The sequence below is a fragment of the Acidovorax sp. Leaf191 genome, from assembly GCF_001424425.1.
Classification (GTDB): domain Bacteria; phylum Pseudomonadota; class Gammaproteobacteria; order Burkholderiales; family Burkholderiaceae_C; genus Acidovorax.
Window position 1 is genome coordinate 84,176 of record NZ_LMPT01000018.1, and the last position, 14,325, is coordinate 98,500.

The window sequence follows — 14,325 nt, forward strand, 5'->3', positions numbered from 1 at the left end:
ACACGGCATTTCAGGGTTGCGGTCGGCGTAAAGGCATGGCCGATGGGCAGGGGTAAATGGCGCAGGCGCGCGTCTTAAGCTGTGTGGGGGGAAGCACGCTGCGATGGCGCGGCAGCGCCATGCAGCACCCGCACAAATTCACGTGTGGCTTCCAGGCCCGCGGGTGTCCAGTGCAGCGCAGGCGACAGGGCTTGCTGCAGCAGCTCGCGCTGCGCTTCACCTTGCAGCGATGGATACCGCTCACGAAAGATCGCAAGGTCGGCATCGAGCGACGCGTCGCTGGGCCCCTGCGCACCGCCCCGGGCTTGACGCAGCCTTTCAGCGACCCGAAAGCTCATCAGGCGGCGGGGGCCTGCTGTCGCTTGCGCGCCATCCGCAGCCGCCGCACCCGCGGTTTCAAACGCCGCGCCGTCTGCGCTGTCGGTGCCCCGGATCCAGTCGTGGATGACCTGCAGCTCATAACCAGAAAACACGCCGAACATTTCCGCGCGCTCGCCTTGCAGCAGCTTCCAGAATCGGCTCTCGTCCACCGGCCGGTTCCTCTTGATCCAGCCGTTGCGCTCAAGCGCTGCCAGGAAGGTCGACATCTCCTCGGGAACCGACAGCCAGTCGTTCACGCTGCGGCCCTCCACTTTGCAAAAGTCCGAATGTGCGCCGTTGCCGGCCGGGGACTTGTGCGCCATGATGCGGACCACTTCGGCCTCGATGTCGAAGCCCTGGATCACATCCATGGTGCTCACGCCAAGGTTGCCCAGCTTGGCGCCGGCCCGCACCCGCTGCCAGTATTCGCCGCCGTCAGGCATGCGGGGGGCGGCCTCCAGCGCTGCCTGGCAGGCGCGGCGCGCGTGCCCGGTGTCGGCGTTGTCGACGGTGACGTGCAGCGTGAAGTAATACGGGTCGATGCCCAGCTCGTTGAGCTCGTACGATGTGATGAGCAGGTGCAGCGGCAACTGCTCGTACGCCAGGTTGAAGCCGATGACTTCGGGCAGGAAGTCCTGCGCGTTCCATCCCAGCGCCAACTGGATCAGCCCTTGCTCATACAGCGCATCGGGCAGGCCATCGACTGGGTCCAGCCCGTAGCGTGACAGCAGGTTGCGGTAGAGCGTCACATGGTTCTTGTCCGGCTCCCCGTTGCCCAGCTCTTCGAGGTAGGTCGTGACCAGGTTGGACAGGCGCGGGTTGGCTGCGTGCGCACACAGGCCGTAGAGCCACGCACCGTCGACCAGTTTGGTGGGGGATACCTGCCGCAGAAAGTACAGCGCATGCGCGCGGTTGCCGAAGTAACGCCGCGGGGCACCTTCCTTGCGCGATTGCAGGTAGGACTGGTATTGGGCGTGAACGCGCTCCACGTTGGTGGTCATCCAGGTGGTGAGGTCGGCAGGGTCGGCGGGCAGGTCATCCACGTGCGTACCGGTGCGCTCCAGCGCTCCTGCCAGCATCTCTGCCGATTGCGCGATGTCATTGGCGGACGGAATGCCATCGGCAAGCCGGCCATACAGGTGCTGGAAAGAACGTCCTTCGTCGTTGCAGCAGTTGCTGGGAGTCCGAGCCCACGGCGCAGCCATCGGGAGGTCGGGACGATCGGAGAGTTCCTTCAGGATGGCAGACATGGAATGTGCGTGAGAGTGAGAAGTCTCCAGCATCGCGCCCGCCGATAACCGGTGGCATCGGGCCATACGCCATCACCGCGTGGGCACTCTCCTACGGCGGCGGCACGGCGCAAGGCACAGCGCACTCAGCCCAGCCATCCCAGGCGCTGCAGCCGCTCCCACTCGCCGCCCAGCTCCAGGCGCTCCCCGATGTCTCGGCGGTATCGGAGGTTGGGTACCACTACACCCTGTGCCACCCGCAGTGCCTGCGCATTGGCGCGACCTGGCGTGTCGCCGATGCCGGTGGCCACGCCCACATAGCCCGTGGTACCGCTCGTCACCAGATGGCCGCCGTGCAGAGCGACCTCTGCAAAGTGCAGCGCCGCGCGATCATCCCGGGACAGCGTGCTGCGCAGGTGGATGGGCAGGCCCCTGGACAGCTCGGCGTATCCGTGGCGATAGGGGAATGGCGGCACCGTCAGCACCACGCCCGCAGCGAACCCCGGGTGGGTGCGAAAGTGCAGTGCGCTTCGCTGGACCATGGCGGAAAAGATGGTCTCCCACGGGTCTGCGTGCAGCGCCTCGCAGATCGCAAAACCCGGGTATCCGAAACGGCTGGTGAACTCCAGCGGCCACAGCCCGCTTTCGTTGGCGATCAGGTTGACGTTGATGTACCCGCAGTAGCCGCCATCCCTAAGCACGGGGGCCAAGGGGGCCAGCACCGTGTCGAACAGCCGCTGCGACCGCTGGTAGGACACGATGGTGCCCATCTCGCCCGTCAGTTCCCCAAGGTCGCCCGGAAAGAACCGCTTGTGTTCGAAATCGATGCACGCGGGGCTCAGGAAAGCGTGTCCGTTGAAGTACCCACCCACGCCCACCTCCACGCCCTCCAGATATTCCATGAGCACAAAATCATCCCGATCCTGGCCATTGCCTTGGGGGCTGGCCGAAGCGGCTGTCGCGCTCGACCGGGCGTAGTGCGCCAGCAGCGCGATCACGTCCAGGCCGTCCGGTGCCACCCCGACATAGTTGCGCGTGCGCACGGCGTCGGCGCCGTTGAGCTTGAGCACATAGCGGGCGGGCCGCTCGTGGATGAAGGCGATCGCGGTGGCATGGTCGGCAAACCGGTGGCTGGCCGCCGTGTGCAGGCCGATGGATCGCAGCACGGCCTGGCCGAACTCCCGGTCGGCCTCCAGCCGGTCGCCGAACGCGCTGCCGCCGATGGCGTGGAATCCCTCTCGGCGCAACGCGTCCTGCGTGGCGCCGTCGCTGGCAGACTCGAAAAGTGCGATCCCGTCGTCGCCCGCCTCCCGAAGCCAGCCCAGCTCCTGTTGCCAATCGTCGGTGCGATCCAGCAGGCCCGCAAACACATCGTGATAGTCCGGGTCGCGCACGAACACCCGCACGTCGTGGCCCCGTTGCGCCAGGCCGAGGTACATCGCGGCCAGGTCATGGGTGTCCCCGATGCCGAGGAACCTCATGACTTGTGCACCACCACGCCCACGGCAGCGATGCGGTCCACCTCCGCGTACGCGGGGTTTTGCAGCTCCTCGCCGAAGACGTCCGGGTCGAGTTCCTCGTAGGTCCAGTTGCACGCCTGCGCGGCAAGCTCCGACGCGATGGCTTCGCCCAGATGATCCACCCCGTGCGAGATGGATGAACCCGTGTACAGAACCAGGCGGCCCCCCGGCGCCAGCCGAGGACAGCCCTCGCGCAGGATGCGGATGGACAGCGCTTCACCCCATCGGCCGCCACCGTGGCGGTACAGCCTTTGGGCGCCATCGTTCAGGTAGGGCGGGTTGGCCACGATGAAGTCGAAATCACCCTCGACGCTGCTGAACAGGTCTCCCTGGCGGAAGGTAGTGCCGGGCACGCCGGCCAGTTCAGCGCTGGCTTGCGCGAACCGCAGTGCCAGGGGGCTGATGTCCGCCAGCACCAGGTGGGCAGGCGCTGGGCGGTCATGGGTTGCAGCCACCAGGCCACCGGCACCGGATCCACAGCCCATGTCGAGCACGCGGGATCCGCCATGCAAAGGGGCCATAGTGAGCTGGCGCCGGATCAGCGCGGCAAAGCGGTAAGTGTCCGGACCGAAGAACACGGACTCGTTGTGAAGCGTCGGAAACGCAGAGTGGGGAAAGATGAGGTCCCCCAGCGTGGAGAACCGCACGGTGGCGCGCAGCAGGTGTGCTCCCCACTCCTGCACCAGTGCCGCGCGCTGGAGGTGGGTGACCACCTCGGGTGGCAACAGCGTCGGCGCAAAAGGCAGGTTCCACCCGAAGACGTCCCTCGGATCGTGTGCCGTCGCATCAGCGCGGCGGCCCAGCACCACCGCATGCGTCGCGGGCGTGGGCGTCACGAACCGATAGTTCACGGACTGCAACCAGCGGCCGATGTCCACCAGCGCAGCGGGTTCAACCGGGTTCATGGCGGTGCACCCAGGTGCTCAGCTCAGCGGCCGCTGGCGAACCCGATCTCTATGCCCTCGGGAGCCTCGCCGGTCTCGGTCAGCGCAAAGTTCAACAGCGCGACATCCGTGGCCATGGCGTTGCGCCGGCCATCGCCGCCGATGCGGAAATGCGCAGTCGGGCTGTTGGCCAACTGGAGCGTGGAGGCAAATGCATGGGACGGGAGGATCAGCGTGCCGATGGCTGCGTTGTCGACCAGCTCGAACGACGGCAGCATCACATCGTCCGACTCCGCGAACCCGATCTTGAGGAACGTGCGGAAGGTGCCCGCACGCATGCCGGACAGCTCGATGAAGCCACTGGCCAGGGGAATGGTGAAGCCCTCGGCATTGAAGGTGTCGATGCCGGAGAGCACGGCCGCACGCACGTGCTTGACCTTGGTGACGACATAGCCATCCCAGTCCGGCTGGTGGGTCTGAGCCCTTTGGAGATTCGATCCCCACTGGTGGGGGAGAGATGTGGTCATGGTGGCCTCTAGAAGGCGGTAGGCGCCTCGCAGCTAAGTCAATGGATGAAACGATGCTCGCGGGCACACCTGCGCGGGTCTGTAGGAACATGCCTATACCTCTGACAGCCAGTCTCGCCAGGGCCTGCGCTGAAGGCGCGCGGCGCCCCGGTGACCTTCGCGGGTATGGGCATGCGGGGCGGGGAGCGGGGCGTCATGGCGCAGCGGACTCCATCAGTCGGCCGGCATCGTCGTCCAGGGTGTGGTGCGTCACCCAGTCCACGATGCGTGCCGCGGCATCGGCCCTGCAAGCGGGGGCGCCTTCACCCAGAAAACCGTGGCCCTCCTGGGGGTAGAGCACGAGTTCACCGGGGGTTTCTCCGCCGCACATGAAAGCCACGAACAGCTCCTCGGACTGGCCCTGCGGGCACCGCGCGTCCGCTTTGCCCTGCATGAAGAGCGTGGGTGTCGTGGCGCTCCCGATGTACTGCACCGGCGAGTGGTGCCGGGCCTTCTCGCGGTCGAAACGCGGGGCTGTCGCCATGGAGAACGGGTCCACGTAGTAGCCGCTGTCGGACGTCCCGTAGTGGGTCTCGATGTTGCCCACCGGTGCCATGACCACGGCGGCCTTGAACATCTCGGTGTGGCCGATGGCCCAGGCAGAGAGGTAGCCCCCATAGGACTTGCCGCAGACTGCCAGGCGCTCATCGCAGATGCCTTGCGCTTTCAGGTCTTCGATGGCGGCGAGGTGCTGCGGCAGGTCATGCGTGCCCCAGTGGCCTTTCAGCGCGTGGGCGAATTCGTGTCCGAAACTGGCGGAGCCTGCGGCATTGAGCGCCAGTACCGACCACCCCTGCGAGCACAGCACATGCCAGTAGACGGCCGTGTCGAAGTCCAGCAGCGCATAGCTGGCCGGTCCTCCATGGATGTCGTTGAGCAGCGGAGACGGTCCCGCGGCAGCTTCGGCCCTGAGCAGCCAGCCTTCGATCTCCTGGACTTCCCCGTCGCCGCCGGGTACCTGGAACGACATCGCCTGCGCCTGGATGGGGATCCTGTCGTCCCACCATGGGTTGAGGCGGCTGATCTGGCGCAGGCTGCCTGCGCTGTCCTGTGCACGGCAGACATGCAGCTCGGACGGCAAGGACGGGTGGTGGATGGACATCGCGAAGTGTGTGCCGGTGGAACCGAACGCACCCAGCTGGTGGTCTTTGGCGAGCAGCACATGCAGATGGCCCTCCAGCGTGATCTGCGCAATCTCGTGACGGCCCCGATGGGCGCGCACAAAGGCGATGCTGTGGTCTCCCTCCGGCCAATGCACAGATGCGGGGTCTGCGACTTCCACATCGCCGAGCTGGCGCGCCTTGCCGGTCTGAGTGTCGAACAGCCACAAGCGAACCTCCGCATCACCCGCCAGCACCGCACCCGTGAAGGCGATGTAGCTCCCCGACGGAGACCACACCGGCTGCATGGCGTGGGTGTGGCTTTCGGTCAGGCGGGTGTGCCTGGCGCCATCCGCACTGCAGACCCACAGGTCCGTGGCATGGGCCAAGCGCCCATCCCGCGTGCGCACATAGGCCAGTTGCGTTCCATCGTGCGACACGTCATGGGCCAGCACGTTGAAGGCGCCATCGGACAGGGGCGTGACGTCGCCACTCGCCACATCGACCCTGAACAAATGGATCTCACGCGCCAGCAGATAGCCGACGCCATCGGACTTGTAGGGCAATTTCCACGCGACTTCGGCGGGGCTTTGGCGGGCGGGCGCGTCGCGCGGGGCGCGCGCGCCCCGCAAATCGGGGTTCACACTGACCGACGCCGTCACCACGAGCGACTTGCCGTCGGGCGCCCAGCACGGGCTCGCCACGGATCCGGCGAAGTGGCCGAGCGGCCGTGCCTCTCCCCCCGACATGGGCAGCAGATGGATCTGTGGGCTGCCACCCCGATCAGAAATGAAGGCCAGCGTCTGCCCGTCCGGAGACCAGCGGGGCGAGTGGTCGCTGCCGGTGCCGTGGGTGATGGGATGGCTTTCGGAGCCGTCGAGCGCAAACATCCATAGTCTGGATTGGTAGCTGTTGCTCTGACGGTTCACGGACCGGACCACGCAGGCCGCGCGCTCCGAGCCGGGTGCACAGTGCAGCGCGGTGATCTTCTGGTGAAGGTGGAGGTCGTCCACCGAAAAAGGGATGGGTGAGGGAGCGTGGGATGGCGAGGTGTCGGTGGTCATGGGTGTGCAGGGGCGAAGGACCCGTGAAAACTAACGCCGCCATCCGGCCGGGTTTGTAGGACGCCCGCCGAAGACACGACCTGGCTGTGATGTCGGAGCGTCACCCGCGCTGTTGCAGTGCCAGCGCTGGCCGTGGTCCTACACCGCAGGCACGCATCGCCCCACAGCCCCGATCTGCGTGCGCTTGAAGACTGAGGGTATAAGCTGGCCGTGCTTTTCGCGGGCCGCACACGGAGATACCCATGACTGCAAAAACCCCATCGCCCGACTACAACCAATATGGCCTCAAGGATACCGACGGGACGACCGACGATGTCTATGCCAATCGTCCCGGTGGCGAGCAGCCGGGGGTCGGCCCTGCCGACCAGGTCACCGCCTCTGGCCACCGGGTCGGAGCCATAGAGCAGCATCCTGACCCCAAGCCGTCCTCGCGCGCCGGTCAAAAAGTCCTGGGTGAGACGGACGACAAGCAGCGTTGAACCGGTCGCGGCGCTGGCGCTGTCCCCGCAGCCGCCGTGAGCACCTCAGCCGTTGGCGCGGCTTTTTGCCTTGACCTGGGCAAGCACCGCCACGCCCATCAGGGCTCCCATCACGATCAAGGCCCATTCCGACAGCGTGGGAATCGCGGCAGCCCCCGGCGCTGCCAGATGGCCGGGCAGGGTCAGGGTGTCGGTACCGCAGGTGAAGGACGTGAGGCCGTCGATGGTGCCTCGCGTCACCACCCCATTGGGCGCGGTCAGATCGACCGTACCGGCGTCCGGCGGACCGCCGATGAAATTGCTGTTGGCCAGCGGTGCTGCAGCCGTCACCCCGTTGACCGTCAACGACCAACTGACCGGCGGCGTGGTCGCATTGAAGAAGTCGACAAAGTTGCAGCTGATGCCTGTCCAGGTCAATGTCCAGTCCGTGCCCGAACGCGTTACCGTCGCAGCAATCGTGGCCGACCAGCCCACGGTGGCCATGCACAGCAGCGAGGCCATGACCGCGTTTCGCCCAACTACTATCCACCGCCGTCCTGCCCGCATATCGATTGGCTCCCAAAGCTGATGCATTGACCCCCTCGCGCCCGAAAGGCCGGCGCATCGTCCACAACGGCGCGGGTTTTCAGGCTTTCCAGACGGCGCGCGTTGGCCATGCCGTGACGAGAAGGGCGAAGGGGCCATCTTCAGGGGGCCGGCCCCATCCACCAATACAGGCCTCGTTATCGGAGCCATAAGCGGATCTTTGGCTTTGCTGCGCCCCGGGGGACGCGAGCCGAACCATCCCGCATTTGTGCAGAAAACTGATCACGCCCCGTGTGTCTTCGCACCTATCGTCCAGCCATCACCCCACGCCGCAACACCCGGCCCTCTCGATGTCTGGATGCCATGACGACTTCCTACCCTGCGCTCGCCCTGCATGTGGCGGGCCACTGGACCACCCACACCGGCGGCGGCACGCGCCCCGTCGTCAACCCCGCCAGCGGCATGGAGCTGGGGCGGCTACCGCTGGCCGGACCGCAGGAGCTCGCGGCAGCCGCCGAGTCCGCGCTGCGCGGCTACCGCAGCTGGCGCCAGGCGCGGGCGCACGAGCGCTACGCAGCACTGCGGCGTGCGGCCGCGCTGCTGCGGGAGCGCCTGGACCTGGTGGCCACCGTGCTCACGCTGGAGCAGGGCAAGCCGCTGGCCGAGGCGCGGCGCGAGGTGTCGCTGTCGGCGGACATCATCGACTTCCAGGCGGAAGAGGCCAAGCGCCTGTATGGCCGGACGGTGCCGCCCCGCGTGGAGGGCATCTTGTCGCACACCGTGGCCCGCGTGCCCGTGGGGCCGGTGGCGGCCTTCACCGCCTGGAACTTTCCGGTCAACCTGCCCAGCCGCAAGCTCGCCAGCGCCCTGGCGGCGGGCTGCAGCGTGGTGATCAAGCCGGCCGAGGAAACGCCGGGCAGTTGCATGCTGCTGGTGCGTTGTTTCCTCGATGCCGGCGTGCCGGCGGATGCGATCAACCTGGTGTGCGGCGATCCGGGCGAGGTGTCCTCGTTCCTGATCGAGCGCCCTGAAATCGCCAAGGTGTCCGTCACCGGGTCGGTGGCCGTGGGCAAGTTGCTGGGCGCCCAGGCGGCAGCCCATGTCAAGCGCTTCACCGGCGAGCTGGGCGGGCATGCTCCGGTCATCGTCTGCGACGACATGTGCGACGGCGACGCGCTGGACTTCGTGCTCCGGCAATCGGTGGCGGCCAAGTTCCGCAATGCCGGCCAGGTGTGCGCATCGCCCATCCGCTTTTATGTGCCCCGCGGCCACCTGGGCACGTTCGCCGAGCGCTTCAGTGCTGCCGCGCGGGCGTTGCGCCTGGGGCAGGGCGTGGATGCCGCCACGCAGATGGGGCCGTTGACCCATGCGCGCAGGGTGCAGGACATGGAGCGGTTCGTGGACGACGCGGTGGCGCAGGGTGCGCGCCTGCTGGCCGGTGGCCACCGGGTCAACCGCCCCGGCTTCTTCTTCCAGCCCACGGTGTTCGCCGATGCGCCCGCGCAGTGCCGCCTGATGCAGCAGGAGCCCTTCGGCCCCATGGCCGTGATCCAGCCTTATGACAGCCTGGACAGCGCCATTGAACAAGCCAATGCACTGCCCTACGCGCTGGGCGCCTACGCCTTCACCCGCGACCTGCACACCGCGCACCGGCTGGGCGAGGGCATCGAGGCCGGCATGGTCGGCATCAACCATTTTGGGGTGTCGCAGCCCGAGCTGCCTTTCGGCGGCCACAAGGAAAGCGGCCTCGGCCAGGAGATGGGGCCCGAGGGGCTCCTGCACTACACGGACGTCAAGACCATCACCGTCGGCACGCCTTTTTGAACCAGGACATTCTTCACCATGACGCGCACCATCGAACAGCTCAAGGCAGACAGCGGCCACTACCTGTGGCACCCCATGGCCCATCCCGCCGCCATGAAGAAAACCCCACCGGACATCGTTGCGCGTGGCGAAGGCTGCTGGATCTGGGATGTGGATGGCCACCGGATGCTCGACGGCGTGGGCGGCCTGTGGAGCAGCAACCTGGGCCACAGCGCCCGACCCGTGCGGGACGCCATCGTCGCCCAGCTCGATGAACTGCCGTTCTACAACGTGTTCCGCGGCACCACGCATCCGCGCGCCATCGAGCTGTCGCAGCGGCTGGTCCGGTTGATGCAGCCCGAAGGGGTCTCTGCCGTGCTGTTCTCCAACGGGGGCTCCGACGCGGTCGAGGGCGCGCTCAAGATCGCGCGGCAGTACCACAAGCTGCGTGGCCAGGCCGACCGCTACAAGTTCATCAGCCTGCGCCAGGGCTACCACGGCGTGCACTTCGGCGGCATGAGCGTGAACGGCAACACCAACTTTCGCCGCGCCTACGAGCCGCTGCTGCCGGGGTGCTTTCACATCGACACACCCTGGCTCTACCGCAACCCGTACACCGACGACCCGGTGGCACTGGGCGAGATCTGCGCCGAGCTGCTGGAGCGCGAGATCGTCTTCCAGGGGCCCGACACGGTGGCCGCGTTCATCGCCGAGCCGGTGCAGGGCGCCGGCGGTGTGATCGTGCCGCCTGCCAACTACTGGCCGGCCGTGCGCAAGATCTGCGACAAGTACGGCGTGCTGCTCATCGCCGACGAGGTGGTCACCGGCTTCGGCCGCACCGGCCATCTGTTCGGTACGCGGCTGTGGGGCGTCAACGCCGACCTGTGGTGCCTGGCTAAGGGCATCAGCTCGGGCTACGTGCCGCTGGGCGCGACCGCGATCTCGGGCAAGGTGGCGCAGGTGTTCGATGAGGACACCACGGGCCAGGCCGCGGTGAGCCACGGCTACACCTACAGCGCCCATCCCGTGGCCGCTGCGGCCGCGCTGGCCACGCTCGACCAGATCGAGGTGCTGGATGTGCCCGGCAACGCGGGCCGGGTAGGCGCCGTGATGCAGGAGCGCCTGCGCCAGCTGGAGCACACCTGCAGCTTCGTCGGCAACGTGCGCGGCGTGGGGCTGATGCTGGGCATCGAGATGGTCCAGGACAAGGCACTGCGCACGCCCATGCCGCGCAGCAGCGACATCCCCGCGCGCGTGGCACGGGAGGCCTACCGGCGCGGCCTGATGGTGCGCATCTCGGGCCCCAACCTCATCCTGTCGCCGCCGCTGGTGATCACGCTGGAGGAGGTGGACCACCTGTGCAGCGCGCTCGAGGCCGCCTTCGCTGCGGTGGAGGCATCGGCGTGACGCGCCCGCCCGCAGGCCGCCCGCCGGTCATCCTGCTGATCGGCACGGTGGACACCAAGAGCGAGGAGATCGCGTTCCTGCGCGAATCGGTCGGGCACTGCGGCGGCACCGCCCTGGTGATGGATGTCGGCGTGCTGGGCCGCGGCGGTGTCAAGCCCGACGTCCTGAACACCGACGTGGCAGCGGCTGCCGGCGTGAGCCTGCGCCAGGTGATGGACAGTGGCGACGAGAACACGTCCATGCAGCTGATGGCGCGCGGCGCGGCGCTGCTGGCGGCCCACTGGCACATCGAAGGCCGCTTCGACGGAGTGCTCATCCTGGGCGGCACCATGGGTACCGACCTGGCGCTGGATGTGGCCAACGCACTGCCGCTGGGCTGCCCCAAGCTGGTCCTCTCGACCATTGCGTATTCGCCGCTGATACCGCCCGAGCGGATACCGCCCGACCTCATCATGCAGCTGTGGGCGGGCGGGTTGTACGGCCTCAATCGCCTGTGCAAGGCGGCCCTGGGCCAGGCGGCTGGCGCGGTCGTGGGGGCCTGCCGGGCACGCACCGTGCAGGCCGACGCCCGGCCGGTCGTGGGCATGACATCGCTGGGCTCCAGTGCGCTGAGCTACATGAAGCTGCTCAAGCCCGCGCTGGAGGCGCGCGGCTACGAGCTGGCGGTGTTCCACACCACGGGCATGGGCGGCCGCGCCTTCGAGGACCTTGCGCGGCGCGGCTATTTCGCCTGCGTGATGGACTTCAGCCTGCAGGAGGTGGTCAACCACCTGGCGGGCAGTTGCGTGAGTGCGGGCGGTGACCGCCTGCTCGGTGCGGGCAGCGCAGGCGTGCCGCAGATCGTCGCCCCGGGCGCGACGGACATGGTGGACTTCGCGGCCTGGGCTGGCTGCCCCGCTGGGTTCGCACAGCAGCCGGTGCACGACCACAACCGCCTGCTGGCGTCGGTGGGCGCGGGGCACGCGCTGCGGCGCAGCGTGGCCCGCACGGTGGGCGAGCGCCTGGCGCAGTCCCGGGGACCGGTCTGTCTTTTGCTGCCCACGCGGGGCATCGAGGAGTGGGACCGCCCGGGCGGTGCCATGCACGACCCGCAAGGGCTGGCGGCCTTCATGGACGAGATCGGCATGGCCGCGCCGCCGTCTGCCACGGTGCACCGCGTGGACGCGCACATCAACGACGAAGCGTTCGCGCGGGCTGCCCTCGGCGTGCTCGACGGCTGGGTGCGCGACGGGCTGGTCGCGCCCGGGGTTGCTGCCAAGGGTGCGCAGGAGGTGGCGGCATGACGGCCTCTGCCCTGGTGCTCGACTTCGGCGGCGTGATCAGCCGCATGCTGTTCGAGACGCACCCCCTCACGGAAGCCGCGCTGGGCCTGCCCGCCGGTACGCTCACCTGGCGCGGCCCCTTCGATCCCGCCAGCGACCCGCTGTGGCAGGACATGCAGGCCGACCGCATCAGCGAGCGCGACTACTGGATGGCCCGCACCCGCGAAGTGGGGCGCCTGGTGGGTGAAGACTGGCGCAGCATGGAAACCTTGGTGCAGCGGGCCCGCGGGGCCGACGTGCGGGCGGTGATCCGCCCCGAAGCCCTGGCTGCGATAGAGGCTGCGCACGCGGCCGGCAAGCGGCTTGCCATCCTCTCCAATGAGCTCGACCTGTTCTACGGCGCCGAGTTTCGCCGCAGGCTGCCCCTGCTGCAGGCGTTCGAAGTGATCGTGGACGCCACCTACACCGGGGTCCTCAAGCCCGATCCGCGCGCCTACGCAGCGGTGACCGATGCGCTGGGCATCCCTGCCCAAGCGTGTGTCTTCGTGGACGACCAGCTGCGCAACATCCAGGGCGGCCTGCGTGCCGGGCTGCAGGCGGTGCATTTCGATGTGCTGCACCCGGCGGCGTCGTTCGGGCATGCGCTGGACTTGCTGGGCGTGGCCCGGCCGGCCTTGCTGGCGGCCTGAGCCGCCGCCCTCCCATCACTTCTTTCCAGACCATGACCTCTACCGTTTCAGGCGTTTCCTGCGCCCGCATTGCCGAACTGATGCGCGCCGAACAGTCAGACTACGCGGCCACCCATGTCCGCTCGGGGGCGCTGTACGCCCAGGGCAAGGGCAGCTGGCTCTACGGTGCCCCCTCCCACTGGATGCGCCGCTGGATCGGCGGCTGGCCGGTGTACATCGACGGCACGCCGCGCCCCTACGGCGTGCGCTTTGCGGACGTCGACGGCAACGAGTATGTGGACTTCTGCCTGGGCGACACCGGCGGCATGTGCGGCCACGGCCATCCGGCGGTGGTCGAGGCCATGGCCCGGCAGGCCCGGGTGGGCACGTCGCTGATGCTGCCCAACGGCGATGCCGAATGGGTGGGCGAAGAGCTGCAGCGCCGCTTCGGCCTGCCCTACTGGAACCTCACCACATCCGCCACCGACGCCAACCGGGCCTGCATCCGCCTGGCGCGCATGATCACCCACCGCCCCCGCGTGCTGATCTTTTCCGGCGCCTACCACGGCAACGTGGAGGAAGCGCATGTGGAGCTGCGCGAAGGGGCGCTGCACATGCGCAACGGGCTGCACCACAACTTCTTCCCGCACCAGGACCTGTCGGCGGTGGTGGAGTTCAACGATGTGGCGGCGCTGGAAGCCGCGCTGCGCCAGGGCGATGTGGCCTGCGTGCTGGCCGAGCCGGCCATGACCAACTACGGCATGATCGCGCCGCAACCGGGCTTTCATGCCGAACTGCGCCGCCTCACCCGCGAGACGGGCACGGTGCTCATCATCGACGAGACCCACACCATCTCCAGCGGACCGGGCGGCGCGACGCGCACCATGGGGCTCACGCCCGACATGTTCGTGCTGGGCAAGGCCATCGCGGGCGGTATTCCGGCCGCGGCGTTCGGCCTGTCGCAGGCCATGGCCGAACGGGTGTGGCAGGTGCTGCCGCCCGTGCACCCCACCGTGCGCCAGAGCGCCCATGCCGGCATGGGCGGCACGCTGGCGGGCAATGCCCTGACCGTGGCGGTGATGCGGGCCGTGCTGAGCGAGGTGCTGACCGATGGGGCGTTCGAGCGGATGCTGGTGCTCAGCGCCCGCTTGCACCAGGGCGTGGCCGACGCCATCGCACGCCACCGCCTGCCGTGGCATGCCACTCGGGTCGGCGCGCGCGTGGAAACCATGTTCGCGCCCGACGAGCCGCGCAATGCGAGCGACGTCAAACAGCACCGCCACGGCGAGCTGGAAGCACTGCTGCACCTGTACCTGATGAACCGCGGTGTGCTCATCACCCCGTTCCACAACATGATGCTCTGCTGCCCCGGAACGCAAGCGCAGGACGTGGACCAGCACAACCGTGCTTTCGACGCCCTCGTGCGTGATCTGCTGGCCTAGTGGCCATGCCGGGACG

12 protein-coding genes are annotated in these 14,325 nt (G+C 68.0%); 6 read left to right on the forward strand and 6 right to left on the reverse strand.

The window, feature by feature from the left end; all coding sequences use genetic code 11:
- Positions 1 to 74 precede the first annotated feature (74 nt).
- The 5 genes from ASG27_RS12100 to ASG27_RS12120 all read right to left on the reverse strand — a co-directional run bounded on the left by ASG27_RS12100 (position 75) and on the right by ASG27_RS12120 (position 6,723).
- Positions 75 to 1,439, reverse strand: a complete 1,365-nt coding sequence (locus tag ASG27_RS12100; protein WP_056417299.1) for an iron-containing redox enzyme family protein — start codon at positions 1,437 to 1,439, stop codon at positions 75 to 77.
- Positions 1,440 to 1,735: 296 nt separating this feature from the next.
- Positions 1,736 to 3,070, reverse strand: coding sequence for a phosphoribosylamine--glycine ligase (locus ASG27_RS12105; RefSeq protein WP_056417301.1), 1,335 nt, complete (start codon positions 3,068 to 3,070; stop codon positions 1,736 to 1,738).
- Positions 3,067 to 4,014 (reverse strand): methyltransferase, encoded by a 948-nt coding sequence (locus tag ASG27_RS12110; protein WP_056417304.1) that lies wholly within the window; start codon positions 4,012 to 4,014, stop codon positions 3,067 to 3,069. Before ASG27_RS12110 ends, ASG27_RS12105 begins: the two co-directional genes overlap by 4 nt.
- A 23-nt stretch (positions 4,015 to 4,037) precedes the next feature.
- Positions 4,038 to 4,520 carry a hypothetical protein gene (locus ASG27_RS12115; RefSeq protein ID WP_056417307.1) on the reverse strand — a complete coding sequence of 161 codons (483 nt, stop codon included), beginning with the start codon at positions 4,518 to 4,520 and terminating at the stop codon, positions 4,038 to 4,040.
- A 193-nt stretch (positions 4,521 to 4,713) separates the two neighbouring features.
- Positions 4,714 to 6,723: a S9 family peptidase gene (locus ASG27_RS12120; protein ID WP_056417310.1), complete on the reverse strand. Its 2,010-nt coding sequence runs from the start codon at positions 6,721 to 6,723 to the stop codon at positions 4,714 to 4,716.
- Positions 6,724 to 6,965: 242 nt separating this feature from the next.
- On the opposite strand from ASG27_RS12120, the gene ASG27_RS12125 reads away from it, so the two are divergent.
- The gene (locus ASG27_RS12125; protein WP_056417314.1) at positions 6,966 to 7,202 is read left to right on the forward strand and encodes a hypothetical protein; all 237 of its coding nucleotides are present in this window, start codon (positions 6,966 to 6,968) and stop codon (positions 7,200 to 7,202) included.
- Positions 7,203 to 7,247: 45 nt separating this feature from the next.
- Here ASG27_RS12125 and ASG27_RS12130 read toward each other — a convergent pair whose 3' ends face one another.
- Positions 7,248 to 7,703, reverse strand: coding sequence for an IPTL-CTERM sorting domain-containing protein (locus ASG27_RS12130; RefSeq protein ID WP_056417317.1), 456 nt, complete (start codon positions 7,701 to 7,703; stop codon positions 7,248 to 7,250).
- Between the two features lie 387 nt (positions 7,704 to 8,090).
- Between ASG27_RS12130 and ASG27_RS12135 the strand changes: the two genes are divergently transcribed.
- From ASG27_RS12135 to ASG27_RS12155, 5 genes are read left to right on the forward strand one after another with little or no spacing between them, the layout of a single operon-like run.
- The gene (locus tag ASG27_RS12135; RefSeq protein WP_056417320.1) at positions 8,091 to 9,551 is read left to right on the forward strand and encodes an NAD-dependent succinate-semialdehyde dehydrogenase; all 1,461 of its coding nucleotides are present in this window, start codon (positions 8,091 to 8,093) and stop codon (positions 9,549 to 9,551) included.
- 18 nt (positions 9,552 to 9,569) lie between these two features.
- Positions 9,570 to 10,937 (forward strand): aminotransferase class III-fold pyridoxal phosphate-dependent enzyme, encoded by a 1,368-nt coding sequence (locus tag ASG27_RS12140; protein ID WP_056417323.1) that lies wholly within the window; start codon positions 9,570 to 9,572, stop codon positions 10,935 to 10,937.
- Positions 10,934 to 12,220, forward strand: a complete 1,287-nt coding sequence (locus ASG27_RS12145; protein WP_082485966.1) for a Tm-1-like ATP-binding domain-containing protein — start codon at positions 10,934 to 10,936, stop codon at positions 12,218 to 12,220. Before ASG27_RS12140 ends, ASG27_RS12145 begins: the two co-directional genes overlap by 4 nt.
- A complete protein-coding gene (locus ASG27_RS12150) occupies positions 12,217 to 12,888 on the forward strand; it encodes an HAD-IA family hydrolase (RefSeq protein ID WP_056417327.1) in 672 nt (223 codons plus the stop codon). Before ASG27_RS12145 ends, ASG27_RS12150 begins: the two co-directional genes overlap by 4 nt.
- Before the next feature lie 32 nt (positions 12,889 to 12,920).
- On the forward strand, positions 12,921 to 14,309 hold the full coding sequence (locus tag ASG27_RS12155; protein WP_056417330.1) for a transaminase: 1,389 nt from the start codon (positions 12,921 to 12,923) through the stop codon (positions 14,307 to 14,309).
- Positions 14,310 to 14,325 lie beyond the last annotated feature (16 nt).

What these genes read in the sequence shown, in the direction of transcription:
- ASG27_RS12100 (WP_056417299.1), bottom strand. Translation starts at nt 1,439, where the DNA reads ATGCTGGCAGGAGCGCTGGAGCGCACCGGTACGCACGTGGATGACCTG.
- ASG27_RS12105 (WP_056417301.1), bottom strand. Translation starts at nt 3,070, where the DNA reads ATGAGGTTCCTCGGCATCGGGGACACCCATGACCTGGCCGCGATGTAC.
- ASG27_RS12110 (WP_056417304.1), bottom strand. Translation starts at nt 4,014, where the DNA reads ATGAACCCGGTTGAACCCGCTGCGCTGGTGGACATCGGCCGCTGGTTG.
- ASG27_RS12115 (WP_056417307.1), bottom strand. Translation starts at nt 4,520, where the DNA reads ATGACCACATCTCTCCCCCACCAGTGGGGATCGAATCTCCAAAGGGCT.
- ASG27_RS12120 (WP_056417310.1), bottom strand. Translation starts at nt 6,723, where the DNA reads ATGACCACCGACACCTCGCCATCCCACGCTCCCTCACCCATCCCTTTT.
- ASG27_RS12125 (WP_056417314.1), top strand. Translation starts at nt 6,966, where the DNA reads ATGACTGCAAAAACCCCATCGCCCGACTACAACCAATATGGCCTCAAG.
- ASG27_RS12130 (WP_056417317.1), bottom strand. Translation starts at nt 7,703, where the DNA reads ATGGCCTCGCTGCTGTGCATGGCCACCGTGGGCTGGTCGGCCACGATT.
- ASG27_RS12135 (WP_056417320.1), top strand. Translation starts at nt 8,091, where the DNA reads ATGACGACTTCCTACCCTGCGCTCGCCCTGCATGTGGCGGGCCACTGG.
- ASG27_RS12140 (WP_056417323.1), top strand. Translation starts at nt 9,570, where the DNA reads ATGACGCGCACCATCGAACAGCTCAAGGCAGACAGCGGCCACTACCTG.
- ASG27_RS12150 (WP_056417327.1), top strand. Translation starts at nt 12,217, where the DNA reads ATGACGGCCTCTGCCCTGGTGCTCGACTTCGGCGGCGTGATCAGCCGC.
- ASG27_RS12155 (WP_056417330.1), top strand. Translation starts at nt 12,921, where the DNA reads ATGACCTCTACCGTTTCAGGCGTTTCCTGCGCCCGCATTGCCGAACTG.